Origin of the sequence: Vibrio aestuarianus, assembly GCF_028858425.1 — a bacterium.
Classification (GTDB): Bacteria; Pseudomonadota; Gammaproteobacteria; order Enterobacterales; family Vibrionaceae; genus Vibrio; species Vibrio aestuarianus.
Genome location: NZ_JAKNYQ010000001.1, coordinates 195,849 through 216,088, shown reverse-complemented (window position 1 = coordinate 216,088; position 20,240 = coordinate 195,849). Strand labels below are relative to the sequence as shown.

At 44.3% G+C, this 20,240-nt stretch carries 22 protein-coding genes; 12 read left to right on the top strand and 10 right to left on the bottom strand.

Annotated elements, in window-relative coordinates:
- Positions 1–20 precede the first annotated feature (20 nt).
- The 5 genes from MCT08_RS18640 to hemC all read right to left on the bottom strand — a co-directional run bounded on the left by MCT08_RS18640 (position 21) and on the right by hemC (position 4,615).
- Positions 21–347 carry a helix-turn-helix domain-containing protein gene (locus MCT08_RS18640; protein ID WP_425609317.1) on the bottom strand — a complete coding sequence of 109 codons (327 nt, stop codon included), beginning with the start codon at positions 345–347 and terminating at the stop codon, positions 21–23.
- Between the two features lie 200 nt (positions 348–547).
- Positions 548–1,735, bottom strand: coding sequence for a heme biosynthesis protein HemY (locus MCT08_RS01090; RefSeq protein ID WP_168523788.1), 1,188 nt, complete (start codon positions 1,733–1,735; stop codon positions 548–550).
- Positions 1,735–2,928 carry a uroporphyrinogen-III C-methyltransferase gene (locus MCT08_RS01085; RefSeq protein ID WP_274677728.1) on the bottom strand — a complete coding sequence of 398 codons (1,194 nt, stop codon included), beginning with the start codon at positions 2,926–2,928 and terminating at the stop codon, positions 1,735–1,737. The genes MCT08_RS01090 and MCT08_RS01085 overlap by 1 nt, the downstream gene beginning before the upstream one ends.
- Positions 2,918–3,673, bottom strand: coding sequence for a uroporphyrinogen-III synthase (locus tag MCT08_RS01080; protein WP_274677727.1), 756 nt, complete (start codon positions 3,671–3,673; stop codon positions 2,918–2,920). Before MCT08_RS01080 ends, MCT08_RS01085 begins: the two co-directional genes overlap by 11 nt.
- A gap of 3 nt (positions 3,674–3,676) precedes the next feature.
- Complete coding sequence (hemC, locus tag MCT08_RS01075; protein WP_053311404.1) at positions 3,677–4,615, bottom strand: hydroxymethylbilane synthase; 939 nt, start codon at positions 4,613–4,615, stop codon at positions 3,677–3,679.
- Positions 4,616–4,965: 350 nt separating this feature from the next.
- Between hemC and MCT08_RS01070 the strand changes: the two genes are divergently transcribed.
- Complete coding sequence (locus tag MCT08_RS01070) at positions 4,966–7,494, top strand: class I adenylate cyclase (protein WP_053311405.1); 2,529 nt, start codon at positions 4,966–4,968, stop codon at positions 7,492–7,494.
- Between the two features lie 104 nt (positions 7,495–7,598).
- Here the strand turns inward: MCT08_RS01070 and cyaY are convergent, their stop codons facing one another.
- The gene (gene cyaY / locus MCT08_RS01065) at positions 7,599–7,913 is read right to left on the bottom strand and encodes an iron donor protein CyaY (protein ID WP_053311406.1); all 315 of its coding nucleotides are present in this window, start codon (positions 7,911–7,913) and stop codon (positions 7,599–7,601) included.
- Positions 7,914–7,988: 75 nt separating this feature from the next.
- Between cyaY and lptM the strand changes: the two genes are divergently transcribed.
- The 6 genes from lptM to yigB are packed head-to-tail and all read left to right on the top strand — an operon-like array spanning position 7,989 to position 12,573.
- Positions 7,989–8,108, top strand: coding sequence for an LPS translocon maturation chaperone LptM (gene lptM / locus MCT08_RS18635; protein ID WP_412072892.1), 120 nt, complete (start codon positions 7,989–7,991; stop codon positions 8,106–8,108).
- A gap of 29 nt (positions 8,109–8,137) precedes the next feature.
- Positions 8,138–9,391 (top strand): diaminopimelate decarboxylase, encoded by a 1,254-nt coding sequence (lysA, locus tag MCT08_RS01055; RefSeq protein WP_168523778.1) that lies wholly within the window; start codon positions 8,138–8,140, stop codon positions 9,389–9,391.
- Between the two features lie 11 nt (positions 9,392–9,402).
- Complete coding sequence (gene dapF, locus MCT08_RS01050; protein ID WP_053311408.1) at positions 9,403–10,233, top strand: diaminopimelate epimerase; 831 nt, start codon at positions 9,403–9,405, stop codon at positions 10,231–10,233.
- 14 nt (positions 10,234–10,247) lie between these two features.
- On the top strand, positions 10,248–10,952 hold the full coding sequence (locus tag MCT08_RS01045; protein WP_274677726.1) for a DUF484 family protein: 705 nt from the start codon (positions 10,248–10,250) through the stop codon (positions 10,950–10,952).
- On the top strand, positions 10,924–11,856 hold the full coding sequence (gene xerC, locus MCT08_RS01040; protein ID WP_053311410.1) for a tyrosine recombinase XerC: 933 nt from the start codon (positions 10,924–10,926) through the stop codon (positions 11,854–11,856). Before MCT08_RS01045 ends, xerC begins: the two co-directional genes overlap by 29 nt.
- Before the next feature lie 3 nt (positions 11,857–11,859).
- Positions 11,860–12,573 (top strand): 5-amino-6-(5-phospho-D-ribitylamino)uracil phosphatase YigB, encoded by a 714-nt coding sequence (yigB, locus tag MCT08_RS01035; protein ID WP_274677725.1) that lies wholly within the window; start codon positions 11,860–11,862, stop codon positions 12,571–12,573.
- Here the strand turns inward: yigB and MCT08_RS01030 are convergent.
- The 4 genes from MCT08_RS01030 to MCT08_RS01015 all read right to left on the bottom strand — a co-directional run bounded on the left by MCT08_RS01030 (position 12,562) and on the right by MCT08_RS01015 (position 16,333).
- Positions 12,562–13,164: a tRNA-uridine aminocarboxypropyltransferase gene (locus MCT08_RS01030; RefSeq protein WP_274677724.1), complete on the bottom strand. Its 603-nt coding sequence runs from the start codon at positions 13,162–13,164 to the stop codon at positions 12,562–12,564. The two genes, yigB and MCT08_RS01030, sit on opposite strands and share 12 nt — an antisense overlap.
- 3 nt (positions 13,165–13,167) lie before the next feature.
- On the bottom strand, positions 13,168–14,190 hold the full coding sequence (locus MCT08_RS01025) for a COG3650 family protein (protein ID WP_274677723.1): 1,023 nt from the start codon (positions 14,188–14,190) through the stop codon (positions 13,168–13,170).
- A 178-nt stretch (positions 14,191–14,368) separates the two neighbouring features.
- On the bottom strand, positions 14,369–15,196 hold the full coding sequence (locus tag MCT08_RS01020) for a Cof-type HAD-IIB family hydrolase (RefSeq protein ID WP_274677722.1): 828 nt from the start codon (positions 15,194–15,196) through the stop codon (positions 14,369–14,371).
- A 138-nt stretch (positions 15,197–15,334) separates the two neighbouring features.
- A complete protein-coding gene (locus tag MCT08_RS01015; protein ID WP_053311415.1) occupies positions 15,335–16,333 on the bottom strand; it encodes an alpha/beta fold hydrolase in 999 nt (332 codons plus the stop codon).
- Positions 16,334–16,405: 72 nt separating this feature from the next.
- Here MCT08_RS01015 and rhtB point away from each other — a divergent pair, with 72 nt between their 5' ends.
- The 5 genes from rhtB (at position 16,406) to MCT08_RS00990 (ending at position 20,234) form a co-directional block, all read left to right on the top strand.
- Positions 16,406–17,023: a homoserine/homoserine lactone efflux protein gene (gene rhtB / locus MCT08_RS01010; protein WP_172533177.1), complete on the top strand. Its 618-nt coding sequence runs from the start codon at positions 16,406–16,408 to the stop codon at positions 17,021–17,023.
- Between the two features lie 34 nt (positions 17,024–17,057).
- Complete coding sequence (locus MCT08_RS01005) at positions 17,058–18,284, top strand: EAL and HDOD domain-containing protein (protein ID WP_274677721.1); 1,227 nt, start codon at positions 17,058–17,060, stop codon at positions 18,282–18,284.
- 92 nt (positions 18,285–18,376) lie between these two features.
- Positions 18,377–18,712, top strand: coding sequence for a metalloregulator ArsR/SmtB family transcription factor (locus MCT08_RS01000; protein WP_053311418.1), 336 nt, complete (start codon positions 18,377–18,379; stop codon positions 18,710–18,712).
- 15 nt (positions 18,713–18,727) lie between these two features.
- The gene (locus MCT08_RS00995; protein ID WP_261927370.1) at positions 18,728–19,729 is read left to right on the top strand and encodes an ArsJ-associated glyceraldehyde-3-phosphate dehydrogenase; all 1,002 of its coding nucleotides are present in this window, start codon (positions 18,728–18,730) and stop codon (positions 19,727–19,729) included.
- 10 nt (positions 19,730–19,739) lie between these two features.
- On the top strand, positions 19,740–20,234 hold the full coding sequence (locus MCT08_RS00990) for a cyclin-dependent kinase inhibitor 3 family protein (RefSeq protein WP_053311420.1): 495 nt from the start codon (positions 19,740–19,742) through the stop codon (positions 20,232–20,234).
- Positions 20,235–20,240 lie beyond the last annotated feature (6 nt).

Sequence of the window (20,240 nt, the reverse complement as noted above, 5' to 3'; positions counted from 1 at the left end):
TAGGGTGTTTAGAGCGGGAGTTATCCGTGAAAAGCCCATATGGTCGGGCAGATAATAGATCGAGTCTGGGTGGCATTGCTTGCCAAATTCTTGCACGATCTAAGCGCATCAGTCAGTCGTACACCTTGTGTATTATGAGCTTTGTCTTTGATTCGTTGGCTCCATTGTTTTCTTTGAACAGAAGTTAAAAACGGTGCCATTCCGGTTCTTGGCTTTCCCAACAGTCCTGTCAAGCCTTCCTCCTGAAAGGTTTGAACCCACTTATTGACACTGCTGCCGCTCACCTTTAGAAATTTAGCGATTTGAGTGCGAGAGCGTCTACCTTTGAAATGAGCAAGGGCCAGCAATCTCTCTCATCTGAATGGATTTTTGCTGACTAGTAAGCTTTTTGATGTCGATATTTTGGGGTGGTTTGCTGCATATAAATCCGCACATTGAATAACCTTAATCAGATTATGTTTTACTTAGATTACTCTTACTTAAAGTGATTGATATAAAAAAGCCGATGCTTTGGCATCGGCTTTCAGTTTCGCTCTGCTTAAATGAATTAAGCCTGCTCAGGTTTCAGTAAGCTTAACGCTTTGCGAGAAACTTCTGCTGCCGCTTTCGGGTAGTTTTGTTTCTCTAAACTATCAGCAAGGTAGGCGTAATCAGAAATATTGGTTCGGATAGACAAGGCTTTTTCTAGGTGCTCTTGTGCTTGTGACCATTTTTGTTCGCGCATATAAAATTGAGCGAGAGAGCTATGAGCTTCTGCATTATTACCATCTTTCCTAATGGCTTCTTGCAGAAGCAATATAGCAGGATGACTATCAAGCAAGTTCAGCTCTGCCAGTAATGCATACATTTCTGACGATGGGTGTTTCTTTAGGGTTTCTTTGATGATGGTATAGGCTTCTGAATCGGCTTTTCTTTGAATCAGCAGTTTAACAAAGCACTGAGTTAAGTTGGGTTCAGCTTTGGTTTTTCTCGGAAGTTTATTCCAGTGATTGATCAACCCTTCACTGCCTTGCTGTTGAGCGATATCTGACATTAATCCTGCTTGTGCTTTTTGGGTGAGCAGAGCTAATTCTTGATCGTCTAATTGTTTCGCTTTATGAAGTTTTGGCAGCAAAGTGAGAAGCGGCTGCCATTGATTGAGGTTCAGGTACGTCGTTTTTAGGAGATTAAGCACAATCGTATTGTTAGCATGCTGTTCTTCTAGCGCCGCCAAGGTTACGAGTGCTTTATCGTATTCTTCTTGCCTAACTTGCTGTTTTGCTCGGGTGAGTTCGACAGCGAGGCTTGAGTTTTCTTGCTGACTGGCTAAGTTTAAATAGTGATCACGCTTAGCGGTGTCACCCATACCATGCGCTGCTTCAGAGGCAACAAGATAGCAGAGTAAAGGCATATCATGGTGGTTTGCCCAGCGAGTGACTTTTTTCTCTGCTTGTTTCCAGTCACCTTCAAGAAGTTTTATGATGCCTTGATTGGTATAACGACGAGAGCGTTTCAGTTTACGCACGCTGAACCAATTCCAAGTTGTTGAGCTTGCGTACATCGCTTTTTTCAATAGGTATTCTAGACCGAATAACCCAGCTAAAGCTGCGATTATGAAGATAACTAAAGTTGTGACGCTCATCTCTATAGTTTTGTTCGCAATAGAGATGAGCACATAACCTTGCTGACCTGAGTATTGAGTACCAACAAATAGACCCGCCCCTAAAATCGCAAAGAGGAAAATGATACGAAACATTATTTTTCCTCCGTAATGACGGATGAAACTTCACGGCGCAGACGTTCAGTGATGATATCTGCCAGTTTGTTTTGAGTTTCAAATTTTACAGGGTATTCAACTTGTATGTTCTGCTTACTTAGTTGCAATACCGTATCGTTGAACTGTTTTACGGCGTTGTCATTTTGGTTAAAGAAAGTGGCTGACCATTTGTCTGCGGTGGTTAATGCTGTGGTATAGATCTCTTGCTGTTCGACGTATACCGCTTTGATTGCTGTTTCTAATTTGGCTTTTAGATTTTCTTTTAAATAAAAGTGCTGTTGTGGTGACAGCAAAGGCACGACGTTGCCATCACGAGTTCGGAAGGTAATAAAGTTTTCCGAGAACTCTTTGAGGGAAGTCAGCAGGTTATTTTGCCAATCATTGATGTTTTCTGAGACGTGAGCGACTGGTTCTTGTTGTGCTTCAGGCAAAATGGCGTTCGCTAGAGGTAGTGCATCGACTTGTTGTTGCAAGCTAGTCAAACGTAAAACCAACCCTTCTCGGTCAACAAGGGGTATAACTTTCAGTTTCGTGATGTCATTAGCCATCGCTTTACGCAAAGGAACCAAACTGGGGTCATTTAATGCCGCAATACGTTGGTCTGCACTTTCCATTAGTTGGGTTGCGCTGACAACATCATGCTCTAGAAATAGTTTACGTCCAGCCAGTTTGACCAAGTAGTCTGCTTCGGCAAGTAGCCAATCATTAGGACGACGACCTTTAATATCAGCGACTGCCAACTGCAAGCTCTCAATACTTTTTTGTTGTTGAGCTAAAGAAACTTCTGCTTTATGGGTCGCTTCTGCCGCTTGAGCTATAGTGTTTTGCTTTACTTGGTTGAGTTCAGTTTCTACATTGCGTTGAGTCTGGGTCAGTTGTGTTTTTAACGCTGCAATTTCTGCTTGATAGAAGGCGTCTTTCTGCTGCATTTGAAAGGCAATGCCACCGCTAAAAATAACCGATAGAACAATGGCAACAGCGGCCAGTTTCACTCCTCGCTTGCCCTGTTTCTCTTCATTTTGTGTCGGTTGAGAGCTAGTAAGAGGAGGCGATGTTTCTACTTTGGATGAGTCAACATTAGTGGCCGCATCTTTGTCTGGAGAAGAAGAAGATGCTGATGAGGTTAGTTTATCTTCAGGTTCAATATGCGGGTTCTTATTTTTACTTGTCATGCTTAGAGTCCTGTTTATGTTGGCTAAGAGTAGCCACGAGTTCGGTATTGGATGCGCTTTTTACGTTAGTGACACAACTAAACCCCATGAGTAGTGCCGCTTGTCGAATGCGCTCACTGGGGACAAAAAGATGTAAATTAAATAACCATGGCAATGCAATTTCAGACATTTGAGTAACCAAAAACTCTAACTGTTCACCACTGGTTACGACTAATTGGTGAACATTTTGCTGTTGCCAAATTTGAGCGTGTTGGTTGGCCGAGAAAGCCAGCATAGTGCGCTGATACACTTCTTTATAGGTCACCTTTGCACCACGCTCAGTCAACGTATTGTGGAGCAGTTCTCTTCCACCATTACCACGTAAAATCATGATCTTAAGACCTGATATTGACTGTAATAGCGGCATTTCTAGAAGATGCTCACTATCACTCACCGCGGGGTAGTGTACTTTTTGTTGGCTCAGTTTGCTCAAAACATGTGCAGTTTTTTGACCAACGGCAAGGTATCTTGCTTCATTTGGCCAAAAAGATCTGTGATCTTGCAAAAATTGGTGGCTAAATGTGACTGCATGTTGGCTGACCGCGAGAATGAGGTCGCAGTTGTGAATGTCTGGTAGTAAAAGTGGGAGATCAACTCCCGCTTGAATTTGAATAAGCGGATGGTGTATAGCAGAAATGCCGACCTCCGCGAGCTGTTGGCATAGTTCAAGCCCTTGAATTTCAGGACGAGTGACCAGCACTGCCATGATTTATTCGTGCTCGCAGTAGAGTTTGGTGAGAATTTCTCGAGCTCCTTCATTAAGGAGTTGCTCTGCCAGTGAAATACCTAGTTTTTCAGCATCAGAACGATGGCCTCTAATTTCACCACGTACAATTTTGGAACCATCAGGTTCGCCAACTAAGGCTCTCAGCCATAGTTGGTCACCATCCAGCAGCGCATAGCTACCAATCGGAACTTGGCAACCACCCTCTAGGGTTAAGTTCATCGCTCGCTCACATAAGACGCGATCTGCCGTGTCCTTGTGGTTTAATGGCTCTAGCAGTGTTTTCAAGCGTTGATCATCGATACGACATTCGATACCAACGGCACCTTGACCAACAGCAGGTAGTGATTGTTCTGGTTCGATGAAGCTACGAATACGTTGTTCCAGCTTTAATCGTTTCAAACCGGCGGCAGCAAGAATAATAGCGTCGTATTCTCCAGCATCTAATTTTCCTAAGCGAGTGCCTACATTGCCACGTAATTCTTTGATGACAAGGTCTGGGCGAGCTTCTTTTATCTGACATTGGCGACGTAGGCTACATGTCCCCACGATGGCTCCTTGTGGCAATTCATCAATATTGTTGTAGCCATTGGAAACAAAGGCATCACGAGGGTCTTCACGCTCGCATATCGTGATTAGTCCTAATCCTTCAGGGAAATCGACGGGGACATCTTTCATTGAATGAACGGCAAGGTCGGCACGACCTTCAAGCATCGCGACTTCGAGTTCTTTAACAAAAAGCCCTTTACCGCCAACTTTAGCTAAAGGCGTATCCAAAATGATGTCGCCTTTGGTTACCATGGTCACCAATTCCACCTCTAAGCCGGGATGAGCTGCTTGTAGCGCATCTTTAACATAATAAGCTTGCCATAAGGCGAGTGGACTTTTACGAGTGGCAATTCGAATAGGTGTACTGTGATTCATGATAATCCCGCATGAAAGAAATGAAGGGCTTAATCCTACCATCCCATACTAGAAAGGTTTACTACTAGATCGCATCAGTGAAAAATTGCTAATGACATAGCATAGATTGGGTAAAATAGTGTGATTTAGCTCTCCTTTATATAATGGGCTATTATTACAAAGTCTAGATAGCAACGACACTGTAGCGAGTCAGTGAAAGTAGAGTGGTCAATAGAGGTAGCTTTGGTGTGATATGCGCCGAGATTACTTTACCAAAACAAAAGAAAGTGTTAAATTGATCACGTTTTTTCGGCGCTTTAGAATAAAAGATAATCAAGGCGCTTATTAATGTTTCAACCAAGGAATCAACCTTGCAGGCTTACACAAAGACGTTAATCAAACGATTAGATAATCTTAACCAGCAACGAACCGATCGTGCGCTGGCTCTTATGGATTTGCAAAGTCAGCGTGTATTCCATTTTATCCCCGCTTTATTTCACTTTAATCACCCGGTTATTCCTGGCTATTACGATGCTAACGTCCCTTATGGCATACATAACTTCGAACTCAATGATGTTCAGCGCCAACTGATTGAAGATACCGAGTTAACGTTAGGTCAATCATTAAAAACCTCACAAACCCCGGCCATTCTTGGTTTGTATACGATGGGAAGTACCTCTTCGATCGGTCAAAGTACATCCAGTGATTTAGATATTTGGGTTTGTGTCTCATCAGAGATGAGTTGCGATGAACGTGAAAGCTTAAGTAATAAATGCTTATTGATTACCGATTGGGCGAAAAGCCAAGGGGTTGAAGCTAATTTTTTCTTGATGGATGAAAAGCGTTTTCGCAGTAATCACTCCGAGCAAATGACGGGTGAAAACTGTGGCTCTTCGCAGCATCTTTTATTGTTGGATGAGTTTTATCGCTCGGCTGTGCGTCTTGCTGGTAAGCGTTTACTGTGGCAAATTGTGCCGCCTGAAATGGAAGAGTGCTACGACGAATACGTCAATCAGTTGTGTAGTAAAGCTTACATTAACTGCGAAGAATGGATTGATTTTGGTAAGCTCAATCGCATTCCGGCCGAAGAATATTTCGGCGCTAATCTTTGGCAACTGTATAAAAGTATCGACTCGCCCTACAAGTCGGTACTGAAAGCTATTTTGCTTGAGGCGTATTCGTGGGAGTACCCACATACTCAATTACTCAGTATTGATACCAAACGCCGTTTTTTCGCTCACGAGCCTGATCTTTATAGCATGGATGCCTACTATTTGATGCTCGAAAAAGTGACGCGTTACCTCGAACGCATTGGTGATTCCGCTCGTCTTGATTTAGTCCGTCGCTGTTTTTATCTCAAAACACATGAAAAATTATCGCGTGAGCCGGGTATCGGTTCTGTGGCATGGCGTCGTGAAGCGCTAGGTCACATGATTAAGCAATGGAATTGGTCTGAGTCGGTGGTACAAGAGTTAGATAACCGCCGCAACTGGAAAGTCGCACAAGTTAAAGTAGTGCACCATGCTCTGCTTGATGCCTTAATGCTGAGTTATCGAAACTTGATTCAGTTTGCACGCCGCAATGACATTACTTCCGCTATCAGTCCACAAGATATCTCTATTTTAGCGCGTAAATTGTATGCGGTATTCGAAGTATTGCCGGGTAAGGTTACGCTGCTGAACCCACAAATTTCTCCAGATCTCCATGAGCCAGACCTCTCCTTCATTGAGGTTCGTGAAGGCAGAACTAACAAAGCTGGTTGGTATCTCTACAAGCAGCCATTAGTTGCTCATCGCCTTATTGGTCAGCCTTTTTTAGAGCATAATGAATACTTGAGTAAGTTGGTTTCTTGGGCATTTTTTAATGGTTTGATCACCGAGTCGACACGTTTGCATTCTGTGGTGCGTGATGCTCATTTGGATATAGACAAGTTCTACCAAATGGTCAGCGATTTACGTAATACCTTTTCGTTACGCAAACGTCGTCCAACGATGCAAGCGTTGGCTAGCCCTTGTGAAATAAGCCAATTGGCAATGTTTATTAACTTTGAAAATGATCCAACCGCAGAATTGAGTGGTAAGTCGTTAAAAGTTGATTTGAAAAATATTGATATTTTCAGCTTCGGCTCAGAACAAAAAAGTTTAGTGGGCAGTGTTGATTTAGTGTATCGCAATTCATGGCACGAAGTGCGTACGCTGCATTTTACTGGTGAAACCGCAATGCTTGATGCATTGAAAACGGTGCTTGGAAAAATGCACCAAGATGCACTTCCACCGGAATCTGTTGATGTTTTTTGTTACAGTAAAAACTTACGTGGCGTGATGCGTAATATGGTGTACCAATTGCTCGCAGAGTGCATTGAGTTACGCTTAAAACCGGTTGAGCAAGAAAAACGTCGTCGTTTTAAAGCATTGCGCATTGGGGACCAAATGTATGGTTTGTTCTTCGAACGTCGCGGTGTATCGGTACAGAAATTAGAAAACTCGGTCGATTTTTATCGCAGTATTTCAACCAACAAGCTAAAAGGCTCCCCACTGTTAATGCTCGATCGCGATCAAGATTATCAGCTCCCTGAAGTGGTTGATGGTTTTGCCAGCGAAGGTTTGGTGCAATTCTTCTTTGAAGATACTGACAAAGGCTTCAACATTTATGTACTAGATGAGTCCAATCAAATTGAAGTGTATCACCAGTTTAGTGGTGAGAAAGATGAGATGATTGCCAGCGTAAATGGTTTCTATACTTCAGTGCTAGATGATAACAAGCTATCGGCTAAGTTCATTAACTTCAATTTGCCTCAGTATTATCAGATAGTACATCCTGAAGACGGCGAAAGTTATGTTGTCCCTTATCGTAATGATTCAGCTCTTTACTCTCGCCCTTCTAAAGCGGTTAATGCTTAACAGTGATTGAACCAAGCTACCGTTGAAATAGCGCAACTTGGTTCCTTCTTATTTAGATTCCAACGCCTATTTAACGATAGCGCTCTCAACTAGATAGAGCCTTATCATCGCCACTCGATACTTTCACCAGCGTGTTTTTCACACTCTTGTTTGACCATCGCAACCAATTCCAAGCCAGTTTTTGAGCAGATCCATTGGCCATCTTGCAGTTTGAAATGAAACCCACCTGATTTAGACGCAAGCCAGATTTCATGCATCGGCTCTTGGCGGTTAATGATGATTTGGCTACGGTCATCAAATTCTAACGTCATGACATTGCCAGACGTTTCGTAATCGATGTCTGCGCCAGCATCATCGATAGCTTGTTCAATAATTTCGAGCTGCTCATCGACTTGTTGATGAAATTCAGTATCGTTCATCCTATCTATCCTATTGCTTTTCCTGATTGTGGTGCGATTATAGGGGGCATTGAATCAATAATCACGATATGCAAAATGAAAAAATCAATCACTGCACTATTTATGTTGTCAGTCCTTGCATTGGCAGGCTGTGGTCAAACCGGCCCATTGTATATGCCAGATGAACCGACGCAGAATGAACAACCTCAGCCATAGTGGTTGATTTAGATTAAGGGAAACTAATTTTGGATTACTTCAATTATCAGGACGATGGCCAACTTTGGGCTGAAAATGTCTCACTCTCTCATTTGGCTGAGCAATTTGGCACGCCGTTGTATGTCTATTCACGTGCGACGTTAGAGCGTCATTGGCATGCTTTTGATGAGTCAGTCGGTGAGCACCCACATTTGGTGTGTTATGCCGTAAAAGCAAACTCGAATTTAGGTGTGCTGAATACTTTGGCGCGTTTAGGCTCTGGCTTCGATATTGTATCGGGTGGTGAACTCGAACGTGTTGTGGCTGCTGGTGGTGACCCATCTAAAGTAGTCTTTTCGGGTGTTGGTAAAACCGAAGCGGAAATGAAGCGTGCGCTAGAACTGAAGATTAAATGTTTTAATGTTGAATCTGAACCAGAGCTGGAACGCCTCAATAAAGTGGCAGGAGAGCTTGGTGTGAAAGCGCCGATTTCTCTGCGTATTAATCCTGATGTTGATGCGCAAACTCACCCTTATATCTCAACCGGTTTACGTGATAATAAATTTGGTATTGCGTTTGACCGCGCGCCAGATGTTTATCGCTTGGCGCAGAGTTTAGAAAACCTCAGCATACATGGTATTGATTGCCATATCGGCTCTCAGTTGACAGCGATTGCGCCATTCATTGATGCAACTGACCGCCTGTTGGCATTGATTGATGACCTTAAGCACCAAGGCATCAACATCAAACATTTAGATGTCGGTGGTGGCTTAGGGGTTGTATATCGTGATGAACTGCCTCCTCAACCCTCTGATTACGCCAAAGCTTTGCTTGCCCGTTTAGAAAATCATCAAGATTTAGAACTGATTTTTGAGCCTGGCCGAGCGATTGCTGCTAATGCGGGCGTGCTGCTGACTCGAGTTGAATTTCTCAAACATACCGAACACAAAAACTTTGCCATTATTGATGCTGCAATGAATGATTTAATGCGCCCTGCGCTGTACCAAGCTTGGCAAGATATTGTTCCTGTTGCACCGCGTCAGGGTGAAGCTTCAACCTATGATCTCGTTGGGCCTATCTGCGAAACGGGGGACTTTTTAGGTAAAGACCGTTCTTTAGTCCTTGCTGAAGGTGATTTGTTAGCAGTTCGCTCTGCAGGGGCTTATGGTTTTGTGATGTCTTCAAACTACAATACACGTACTCGCGTAGCGGAAGTGATGGTTGATGGTTCACAGCATCATCTAGTTCGTCAGCGTGAAGAACTATCGAGCCTATGGGCATTAGAGAGTATTTTGCCGGAGTAAATTGAAGCACTATGCATTTCCATTTTTCTAAAATGCACGGTTTGGGTAATGACTTCATGGTTGTTGATTGCATTACACAAAACGTTTTCTTTTCCCCTGATTTGATCCGCCGTTTGGCGGATCGTCATACAGGTGTGGGTTTTGATCAGCTTTTAGTGGTTGAAGCCCCTTATGACCCCGAAAGTGATTTCCACTATCGTATTTTTAATGCCGATGGTAGTGAAGTTGAACAGTGTGGTAATGGGGCTCGATGCTTCGCACGTTTTGTTCGTATGAAAGGGCTGACCAATAAATACAGCATTGGAGTGACGACCAAAAAAGGCAAGATGATTCTAAATATTGAAGAGGATGACCAGATCACCGTCAATATGGGGATCCCTGAGTTTGAGCCAAATAAAATCCCATTCCGCGCTAAGCAAGCAGAGAAGACCTATATTATACGAGTAGAAGATAAAACTATTTTCTGCGGCGCAGTGAGTATGGGCAATCCGCACGTAGTAACCGTGGTCGACGATGTTGCCACTGCTGATGTAGAAACACTAGGCCCGCTACTTGAATCTCATGAACGTTTTCCAGAACGCGTGAATGCTGGCTTTATGCAAATTGTTAACCGCAATGAAGTTAAACTGCGAGTTTATGAGCGCGGCGCGGGTGAAACGCAAGCCTGTGGTAGTGGTGCGTGTGGTGCTGTGGCGGTAGGTATTGTTCAAGGGTTATTAGCTGAAGAGGTCAAGGTACACCTACCGGGTGGTTCATTGCATATTCAGTGGCAAGGTCCAGGCAAGCCGCTATATATGACGGGGCCTGCAACCCATGTGTTTGATGGCCAAGTGTCTTGTTAAGTTAAGGAATTGTTTTGTCGCAAGTTGAAGCGGATGTACTTACAGCTGAAATCGTAGCGGAGTACTTACGGGATCACCCTGATTTTTTCCTCCATCGTTCAGAGTTGGTTGATCGACTTTCTTTACCGCACCATCAACAAGGTGCAGTCTCTTTGGTGCATGTGCAGCTTAATCGTCAGCGTCAGCGTATCGAAGAATTAGAAGAAGAGATCACCGCTTTTATGTCTCTAGCGGCCAATAATGACCGCACTTTTCATGAATTTATGGATCTTCAAGAGCAGATCCTAAAATGCAGTGATATGACGCAAGTGGTAAAAGCGATTGAAAATAAAGCGCAAGCATTAGGCTTGTTAGCTTATGTGCGTTTACTGGCTTCTCCTAAAGTGGATTACCAAATTACACAGGAACAATGGCAGCGTTTTTCAACCAACCATTTCAACGGTAAGGCGGCGTATTTGGGCCGGATGAGAAAGGTTGATCGCCAAGCGTTATTTGGTGATGAAACGCTAGCACCAGAAATGGGTTCTTATGTGGTTCTGCCATTAACCAAAGCGTCACCGCAAGGTATTTTAGCTTTCGCCAGTGAAGATGGCGGTCATTTCCAGCCGAGTATGGATACGCTTTTCCTGCGTCACTTGGCGTTAGTTTTATCTCACCTAATTGATACTCTACCTTGGCAGCCTATTGAGCATGAGCGAATCAGTCATACCTCTGTCTAACGGCTTGCAGCAGCCCTTGAATCGCTTTTATGAATATCTACGAAGTGAGAAAGGGCTGAGCTTGCACACGCAACGTAATTACAAGCAGCAACTTGAAACGATGGCGCAGCACCTAATGCAAATGGGGCTAAAAAATTGGCAGCAGGTTGATGCAGCTTGGGTGCGCCAATTAGCCAGTAAAGGCATGCGAGAAGGCATGAAGGCCAGTAGTTTGGCGACGCGTTTATCTTCATTACGCAGCTTTTTTGATTTTTTGATTTTACGTGGAGAGATCACTGCTAACCCGGCTAAAGGTGTATCGGCTCCGCGCAAAAAGCGTCCATTACCGAAAAACTTAGATGTCGATGAAGTTGCACAACTTTTGGAAGTGAATGCGGATGATCCGCTGTCAGTGCGTGATCGCGCCATGATGGAGCTGATGTACGGGGCTGGCTTGCGTTTAGCTGAATTGGTGAGTATTAATGTCAAAGACATTAACCTTAGCCAAGGTGAAATTCGAGTCGTTGGTAAAGGTGACAAAGAGCGTAAAGCACCATTTGCTGGCAAAGCAAAAGAGTGGGTCGCGAAGTGGCTAAAGTTACGAGCTCAGTTGGCTAATAGTGATGAAAAAGCGCTGTTTGTTTCTAAGCTAGGTGTCAGAATCTCTCACCGTAATGTACAAAAGCGTATGGCGGAGTGGGGACAGAAACAGGCGGTATCTAGTCATATCAGCCCGCATAAGCTACGTCACTCGTTTGCGACTCATATGTTGGAATCAAGCAATAACCTTCGTGCGGTGCAAGAGCTGCTTGGCCATGAAAATATCTCGACCACACAGATATACACGCATTTGGATTTTCAACATCTTGCTCAAGCGTATGACCAAGCGCACCCCAGAGCAAGAAAAAAGAAACAAGACGAGTAACTCATGCATTTTTATCGCAGTATTGGGCCAATTAAAGCAATGAGCTTTGATTTAGATGACACGCTCTATGATAACCGTCCAGTGATACGCCACGTCGAGCAACAAATGGTGTTATGGCTACATAGTCATCATCCGCTGTCGGCCACACGTTCTTTAGCATGGTGGCAGCAACTCAAATTGCGCTTAGCTCAACAGCAACCTTTGCTGCACCATGATGTTACTCAATGGCGTTTTAAGCAGATTGAACAAGGTTTGATTGAGCTAGGTTATAGTTCGGAACAAGCGCTTGAGGCGGCAAATGCTGCGATTGAAGAAGTATTACGCTTGCGAAACCTTGTGGCGGTGCCGCAAGAGACTCACCGCGTGATGACGGAGTTAGCTAAGCGTATGCCGCTAGTCGCGATCACCAATGGTAATGTGGATCCGCACCGTATCGGTTTGGGTGACTATTTCGAACTGATTTTAAAAGCTGGGCCGGATGGTTTGGCTAAGCCTCATCCTGAATTGTTTGATAAAGCGCGTATCCATTTGGCATTGCCAGCAAACTCAATTTTGCACGTCGGTGATCATTTAGTGACTGATGTGCAAGGCGCGAAATGCAATGGTTTTCAAGCCTGTTGGTACAATGACCAAGGCAATACCTTGCTTGCCAACCGCAAGGCAAAAATCTTACCGGATATTGAAATCAACCAATTGAGTTCATTACTACTGCTTTAGTGCATGGCCGCTTTTGTCGGCTTGATAAACCTTCATGTAGTAAGCAAAAAAATCTCTTAGTGTGTCAGCATTAGTTGTTTCATTGATATGGTTAAGCAGCTCAAGCCCCACTTCCACAGTACATAAATTTCCTTCACTTTGGTTACGCCTTAATGTGTAGAGTGATTGGTGATGAGGCGTGAGGTGTACGTGTGGTAACGCTGATAACCAAGGGCTTTTATTGATCATCTTCTTCGCTTCTTGCCAGGTGCCATCAAGAATAATAAACAACGTTTTTCCAATGTTTGCCGAAGGCTGACATTGTTGTTCGTCGAGTGGTTTGCTGTGTGGTGATGGGAATATGAGCACAGGTGTGAGTTGTTCGCTTTTAATGAGCGTTTGCAATGACTTTGCGGGCGATACACGGCTCCACACATGCACAGAAGCCTGCGGCAAGCTGCACAAGAGTAGCTTGCCTGTATTGGTTGCTCTGCGTTGTTCATTTTCATGCATCAATAATGCAACGCGTAGCTTACTATCGAGTCTCGGGTAAGCTTGGCAAACACATTGATGCACGAAACCGCAGCGCGAACAGGGTAATTGGGAATTCATTGATTACTGCGCTCGATCTTCAGTAAACAGCGTTAACCCACCATTACTGATGGGGTAAATAATGTCGCCAACCTTTTCTTTTTCTGCATGGATCTGATTGCCATTACGAGTAAAAATGCGTTCCGCAAGCAGGTATTGTCGCTGATGACGAGTCATCACAACGTGCACTTGTTTATCATTAAGCTGCTGCCAGAATCCTTTTTCAACCATAGATGGGTCACCATTATTGTAGTCGTAGCTGGTGGTTGCAGAATGGTCAGCATTTAGCTGTAAGCTTACGCTAAAGTTATTGTTTTGCGTTGACGCGGCTTGGTAAACACCAACCCATTGCAGGGTTGGGTCGCTATTACCTAACGTCGCACAGCCTTTATAGGTTTTGCCGTCCAGAGTTAAGCTAGAACGCCATCCATAAAAACTATCACTCATCCCATCGTTACAAGCTTGTTGCTTAAGTTGCAGTGAGCCATTTTCAAACTGGTAGTCACGTTGTTGTGCAGATAGTTGGCGTTGAGTGATCGGCAGTTGCTGTTTTTCACCGCTAATGGTTTGAAAAATAACGGCATTACCATCAAAGCTAGCAGACCATGATGGCTCATTACCGAAAGCTCGTGTTGGTTTGAGTGGTTGGTTGCAACGTTTAGGATTTTCAGCACTGAGTAGATTAATGCTCTTTACTTCTAAGCGTGCATTGTAGTCAGCATCTAATCCGATTTGTTTTGGGGCTGCTAAATAACCTACGACTTCACCGTACATTGGTTGGTAGGGTGAACGAGATAATAGCAAGGCTTGTTTAGCTTGCTCTGGGGTTAAAGCCAACCAATACTGTTGGTTGCTGCCGCAAGGCGTAAACGTTCGGGCTTCATGACCGACCACGATTTCACCACGCATCACAAAAGTTTGTGGTGTTATAGTGCTTGGCTTGTCGAGTGTCGCGCTGGTTGTTGCTTCAACAGAAGCTTGTTGCATTGAGCAAGCTTGCAGTGCCAGAGCTGACAATAATAGGATAGGGGTGTTAAACGCCTTCATTGAATACCGTCCTTAAGACAAACAGATAGGACAATATTATGGCACATTGGGTGCTTAGAACTGAACTTAAGCCCACGTTAATTAACAGTCAGCGAACAAAACCTTGGTTTTGGTTGATATTCGCTACTGCGCTGTGGGCTTCAAGCGGCGACTCTAGAGAGCATGCAAACGTTGATGACTAGAATAAATGTTCACGCAGATAATGAGCGACAGCATCTTCAGCGTTACTGCCAATAACGGTATTGTTTGGCAGTGCTTTCATCACTTTTGGATGCGATGTATTCATCACTAACCCTTTGCCTGCCATGGATAGCATTTCGACATCATTCATGCCGTCGCCAAAAGCGATGCAGTTGTCGAGGGTACAACCAAGCGATTCAGCTACCACTTTAAGCGCATCACCTTTTGACACTTCGGCCGCCATGACTTCCAAGCACCAAGGGGTTGAGAAAGCAACGTTGAGCTTATCGCCAAATTTTTCGTTCAAACGGTCTTCAAATTGAGTGAGTAGCTCATGATCTTTGCTTGGGTGTGTAAAGAAAATTTTCGCAATGCCATCGGTTGGAGCATGGTCTATATCAAATACTTGATAGTTAAAACCACTCTCTTTATGGAAATTACGCAGGGTTTCGTCTTCTTTATTCAATAGCCAAGATTCATTTCGATAGATATGGACATAGATTTGTGGGTCTTGTTTAACAACGTCAATTATCGCTTGAACGAGATCTTGTGGAACATTCTTGCTGTACATTAAGTTGTCGTTTTGGTCATGCACGCGAGCACCATTTGAGGTGATCATATAAGCGGGGATGCCCGCTAACTGACGAATACCTGCTACATCCACGTGGTGACGACCGGTTGCAAAGATAAAGGTAAAGCCTTTTTGGTGCAGCTCTTTCAGTGTTTGCTTTGTAAAGTCGCTCAACTGATGATTTGGGGCAAGCAGAGTCCCGTCGAGATCGGAAGCGACAATGTGAATAGCGTTATCTTTGCGTTCGGTGGTCATAAAACCCTCATTATCATGGTTATTTGGGTTTGTTCGCTCTGGTCATGAACAAACCTTTAGGTTGCCTAGTCTACGCCATATTAAAGAGGAAAAAGAGGGTAAAACTGCAAATTGAAATTTCCCCATTTCCCCCACCATTTAGGCTTTGCTTTCTATCTGCTGAAACAGTTCAAATATTGCATCAAGAGCCTGGTTTCTGTAGTCATCTTTCTCAAAAAGTAGCTCATGTTTAGCCTCATTAATGGTAACTAATTGGCTATCTGGGTTGGTTTTTGCCAATTTAGTCGCAAAGCGAATTTGATCGGCATTACTGACTATGGTGTCTTGCCCAGCTTGTAGAATTAAAGTCGGTAGTTTTACTTGTCGAGTGAGTAACTGGCATTGTTTGACAGCCATCAATCCTTGCCATACCCAGCGCGTCGTTGGGCCACCGATTTTCAGCTCTGGTTTGTGTTCATACAGCTCTCTAAACCAACGGTAGCGTACTTCACTTTGCGTTAAAGGGTTCATTTCGAAAGGTTTCGGGGTATAAGCCTGATAACCTGGAGCGTAGGTTGGTTTCGAGTAGATTGCTGTTAACACTTGGCTCAGTTGCATCGCCACTGGGCGTAACTGCCAAGGCATATTGACGCCAAACATCGGGGCGCTGAGTGCCATGGCGTCGAAATTATGCTCGGGATGTGTTTGCACATATCGTGTTGCGACGGCTCCCCCCATGGAATGAGCTACAATAAAACGATGCGAATAACGGCTAAGATCAAAATATTGGATCAGATGGTGCAAGTCTTGGACATAGTCATCGAATTCCTCGACATAGCCCATTTGTGGGTTGTCGATTAGGCGTTGAGAAAGCCCTTGACCACGATGGTCAAAGGAATAAATGTCGTACCCTTGTTGGAAAAGGTCATAAAACAGCTCTTGATACTTCCAACATGACTCAATTCTGCCGTTCACCACCACAATCGCTTTCGAATGCTCGGATGAGGTGAACTTGCAGCAATAAATTTTTGTTTTATCAAAAGATTTGATGAAATCTTCTTCTTTAGAATGCCAGAAGTCGGCGATCGTGGTATTGATCACTTGCTCAAAAGATGACTCTTGAGTATAAGGTGGCGTGTTTGGACTCATCTGATTCATAGATATTCTTTATTGGACAGATTCGAGGGATAATTTATTTACGCTAGATTAGTCTAGTCGAGAGGAATTGCAATGGATACTCATGTTTGGCTCGCTTATGTGCTGACCGCGATTGTGTTTAGTTTGGCGCCCGGTTCGGGCACAGTCAATTCCATTAGCAACGGGCTTAGTTATGGTACTCGCAAATCTCTGGCGGCGATTGTTGGTTTGCAGATAGGGCTAGCGTTCCATATTATTTTGGTTGGCGCGGGAATCGGTGCGTTAGTAGCACAATCAGCGTTGGCATTTAGCATCATCAAGTGGGTTGGTGTGGCTTATTTGGTTTGGCTTGGTATCCAAAAATGGCGAGATCATTCCAGTTTAGTGACCAGTGCTGCCGAACAAGCACTGTCGAGTGGCTCCTTATTGCGTCGTGCGGTATTGATTAACTTGACCAATCCCAAATCGATTGTCTTTTTAGTGGCACTTTTTCCTCAATTTATTGACCCAAGCAAAGATCAACTGACTCAGCTACTTGCATTGGGTGTTACCACTGTGGTGATTGATTCTATTGTGATGTTGGGTTACACCTCATTAGCGGCTCAGATGGGGCGTTTTATTCGTTCTGATCGCGTTATGAGTAAAATCAATAAAGTGTTCGGGTCAATGTTTGTTGGGTGCGGTGCGTTACTTGCTGCAGCGAAGTCTTAACGTGTTGCTACTTACTCAAGTCGTCGTTAGTTAGATGTATTATACCTACGTAGCTCGACAACCGATTCTCAACGCGAAGCAACACACGCTTGGTTATGAACTCCTATTTCGAGACGGAGAAAATAATGCTTTCCCTGCTCATATTGAGTCAAATCGTGCCACTTATCGTCTGATTGTTGAAAACTTCCTCTCTGTTGGGATGAATCCTGCAATTGCCAAATCGCGTTGTTTCATCAATTTCCCCTATAAGAGTTTAATTCGTCGTCTGCCACTGACCTTGCCAAGAGATCAAATCGTGGTTGAAGTGTTGGAAACTTGTGCTCCAAGTGATGAGTTATTGGATGTGATTAAAGATCTTTATAAGCGCGGTTATATTGTGGCGTTGGATGATTTTGTGTATTCGCCTGAATGGGAACGATTCCTACCTTATGTGCACATCGTTAAACTCGATATTATGGCGCTGGGCTTGGAAGAAGCGTGCGAATTTGTTCGTAAGCGGATTGCAGAGGGAAGTAAGCGACGTTTTTTGGCAGAGCGAGTAGAAACTGAGCATGAATTTAATGTTACGCGCTCCGCTGGGTTTACTTTTTTCCAAGGCTATTTTTTCAGTAAGCCACAGATCATTAAGCAACGCTACGTTAGCCCCGAGCAAATTATCGCGTTAGAGCTGTTTCGTGAAGTGTGTAAACCTGACGTCGATTTTGAGCGAATTGAGTGCATTATGTCGCAAGATGTTGCGTTGTCATACAAACTGCTCAGATTTGTTAATACCATGTCGGATCGCCTCTCGATGCCGATTTCCTCTTTTCGTCAGGCTCTGGTTTACCTTGGTCAAGACCGGTTGAAAACGTTTGTTTCATTGGCCGTGGCTTCGTTCGTTTCATCTAAGAAGCCGAAAGAGTTGTATAACTTATCGTTGCAGCGAGCTCAGTTTTGTCAGTTAATGGCAAGTCATCACTCGCTATGCGAATACCGTGAACAGGCTTTTTTGATTGGTCTTTTTTCCGTATTGGATGCTCTGTTAGATATCTCTATTGAAGAGCTTGTCGAACAATTACCGCTTTCTGACGCGGTGAAAATAGCCCTGCAAAGGCGTGAAGGTCCTATTGGTGAGCTGTTAGCGCTAGAAGAGTGCTTTGAACAAGCCGATTGGCAAGGTGTGGAAGCGCGTTGTGATGCGCTTGGTTTGGAGTTAGGCGTTGTCAGTGACGAATTATCTGCCGCGTTGCGTTGGAGCCAAGATGTGAATCGCTTAATTTAACGTGAATTTTTTATGACATGAAGAGCACGCGCCTTGACGCGTGTTTTTTTATTTCTAATATATATGGATATGCGTATGTATGAGATTGAAATATGTTGCCTCATCAGTTTTTTAAAATGTTGTCCGATGAAACCCGCCTGCGGTGCTTGTTGCTTATTGCCCGTGAAGGACGCTTATGTGTGTGCGAGTTAACGGGCGCCCTGCAACAAAGCCAACCGAAGATATCACGCCACTTAGCCCTACTTCGTCAATCTGGGGTGCTGGTGGATGAGCGCCATGGGCAGTGGGTCTATTACCAAGTATCCAATCAATTACCTGGTTGGTTGCGTAAAGTAATTGAAGGACTTAAAAATTCAAATTGTCTGCAGCAGCAATATGCTGCTGACAGCCAACGTTTACAGACAGAAACTCAGCGCCCATGTGCCTGAACAAGAGAGATAATCATGACGATTAAAGTAGGAATTAATGGATTCGGCCGTATCGGTCGTTTGGCAATGCGCGCCGCATTTGATTGGTCAGAAATAGAATTTGTACAGATCAACGATGTCGCTGGTGATGCTAAGACCTTGGCTCATTTGCTCGAATTTGACTCTGTACAAGGGCGTTGGCAGCATGCGGTTAGTGCAGATGAAGAGATGATTATCATCAATGGTCAACGCATTAAAACGACTCAAGAGCGTGAAATTGCCAGTGTTGATTGGTCGGGATGTGATGTCGTTATTGAGGCGACAGGCGTGCACCGTAGCCGCTCTTTTTTGAATCAGTATCTTGAGCAGGGAGTAAAGCGAGTGGTCGTTTCTGCGCCTGTTAAAGAAGAGGGTATTGCCAATATTGTTGTCGGGGTCAATGACCATATTTTTGATCCACAGCTGCATCGTATTGTCACGGCGGCTTCTTGCACAACGAATTGTATTGCCCCGATTGTTAAAGTGATTCATGAGCAACTAGGCATTGAGCAATCTTCATTTACGACTATTCATAACCTAACCAACACACAAACTATTTTGGATGCGCCGCATAAAGATTTACGCCGCGCTCGAGCTTGTGGTACCAGTTTAATTCCGACTACCACAGGCAGCGCGACTGCCATTGTCGAAATATTTCCAGAACTGGAAGGAAAAATTAATGGTCACGCGGTACGTGTGCCGCTGGCGAATGCCTCGTTGACCGATATTATCTTTGATGTCAAAAGAGACACCACAGCGGAAGAAGTCAATGCACTGCTGAAAGTAGCAGCACAAGGTGAACTGCAAGGTATTCTTGGTTATGAAGAACGTCCATTAGTGTCGATTGACTATAAAGGCGATCAACGCTCAACCATTGTCGATGCACTGTCAACGATGGTGGTCGGTAAACGCATGGTGAAGATCTACGCGTGGTATGACAATGAAATGGGCTACGCAACGCGCACCGCAGAGCTGGTCCGTAATGTTGGCTTGGTATAGGGAGCTAGAAATGACACATCCAACTTGGGAATTAGCGGTTGATGAAGCGGCATTAATCCTTACACCATGTCCGGGCACGAAGGGCGTAAGCTTGGAAACATCACTGCGTCAGCTAAAAGCGCAAGGGGTAGCCGCGCTTGTGACGGCAATCAATACTAGTGAAATGCAAGAGAAAGGCGTGCTAGCGCTAGGTGAAATGACCCAAGCGCTTGATATGCAGTGGTTCCATCTACCTATTGAAGATGATTGTGCCCCTGATGCTGACTTTGCCTCTCAATGGGCAAGCATTGGACCACAATTGCAGTCACTGTTGGACAACAAGCAAAAAATTGCGCTGCACTGCATGGGAGGCTCTGGTCGAACTGGGTTACTCGCTGCTCATCTTTTGTTAGATCGTGGTTGGGATATCAATACGATCATTGAACGTGTTCAAGTGCTGCGTCCGGGGGCTTTTACCAAGCCAGTTCAATGTGACTATATCCAGGCTGTTGCTCAATCTGCCTAATATGAT

Excerpts from the sequence above, each read along its gene's own strand:
- MCT08_RS01090 (WP_168523788.1), bottom strand. The coding sequence starts at position 1,735 with ATGTTTCGTATCATTTTCCTCTTTGCGATTTTAGGGGCGGGTCTATTT.
- MCT08_RS01085 (WP_274677728.1), bottom strand. The coding sequence starts at position 2,928 with ATGACAAGTAAAAATAAGAACCCGCATATTGAACCTGAAGATAAACTA.
- MCT08_RS01080 (WP_274677727.1), bottom strand. The coding sequence starts at position 3,673 with ATGGCAGTGCTGGTCACTCGTCCTGAAATTCAAGGGCTTGAACTATGC.
- hemC (WP_053311404.1), bottom strand. The coding sequence starts at position 4,615 with ATGAATCACAGTACACCTATTCGAATTGCCACTCGTAAAAGTCCACTC.
- cyaY (WP_053311406.1), bottom strand. The coding sequence starts at position 7,913 with ATGAACGATACTGAATTTCATCAACAAGTCGATGAGCAGCTCGAAATT.
- lptM (WP_412072892.1), top strand. The coding sequence starts at position 7,989 with ATGAAAAAATCAATCACTGCACTATTTATGTTGTCAGTCCTTGCATTG.
- dapF (WP_053311408.1), top strand. The coding sequence starts at position 9,403 with ATGCATTTCCATTTTTCTAAAATGCACGGTTTGGGTAATGACTTCATG.
- xerC (WP_053311410.1), top strand. The coding sequence starts at position 10,924 with ATGAGCGAATCAGTCATACCTCTGTCTAACGGCTTGCAGCAGCCCTTG.
- yigB (WP_274677725.1), top strand. The coding sequence starts at position 11,860 with ATGCATTTTTATCGCAGTATTGGGCCAATTAAAGCAATGAGCTTTGAT.
- MCT08_RS01030 (WP_274677724.1), bottom strand. The coding sequence starts at position 13,164 with ATGAATTCCCAATTACCCTGTTCGCGCTGCGGTTTCGTGCATCAATGT.
- MCT08_RS01025 (WP_274677723.1), bottom strand. The coding sequence starts at position 14,190 with ATGAAGGCGTTTAACACCCCTATCCTATTATTGTCAGCTCTGGCACTG.
- MCT08_RS01020 (WP_274677722.1), bottom strand. The coding sequence starts at position 15,196 with ATGACCACCGAACGCAAAGATAACGCTATTCACATTGTCGCTTCCGAT.
- MCT08_RS01015 (WP_053311415.1), bottom strand. The coding sequence starts at position 16,333 with ATGAATCAGATGAGTCCAAACACGCCACCTTATACTCAAGAGTCATCT.
- rhtB (WP_172533177.1), top strand. The coding sequence starts at position 16,406 with ATGGATACTCATGTTTGGCTCGCTTATGTGCTGACCGCGATTGTGTTT.
- MCT08_RS01005 (WP_274677721.1), top strand. The coding sequence starts at position 17,058 with ATGTATTATACCTACGTAGCTCGACAACCGATTCTCAACGCGAAGCAA.
- MCT08_RS01000 (WP_053311418.1), top strand. The coding sequence starts at position 18,377 with ATGTTGCCTCATCAGTTTTTTAAAATGTTGTCCGATGAAACCCGCCTG.
- MCT08_RS00995 (WP_261927370.1), top strand. The coding sequence starts at position 18,728 with ATGACGATTAAAGTAGGAATTAATGGATTCGGCCGTATCGGTCGTTTG.
- MCT08_RS00990 (WP_053311420.1), top strand. The coding sequence starts at position 19,740 with ATGACACATCCAACTTGGGAATTAGCGGTTGATGAAGCGGCATTAATC.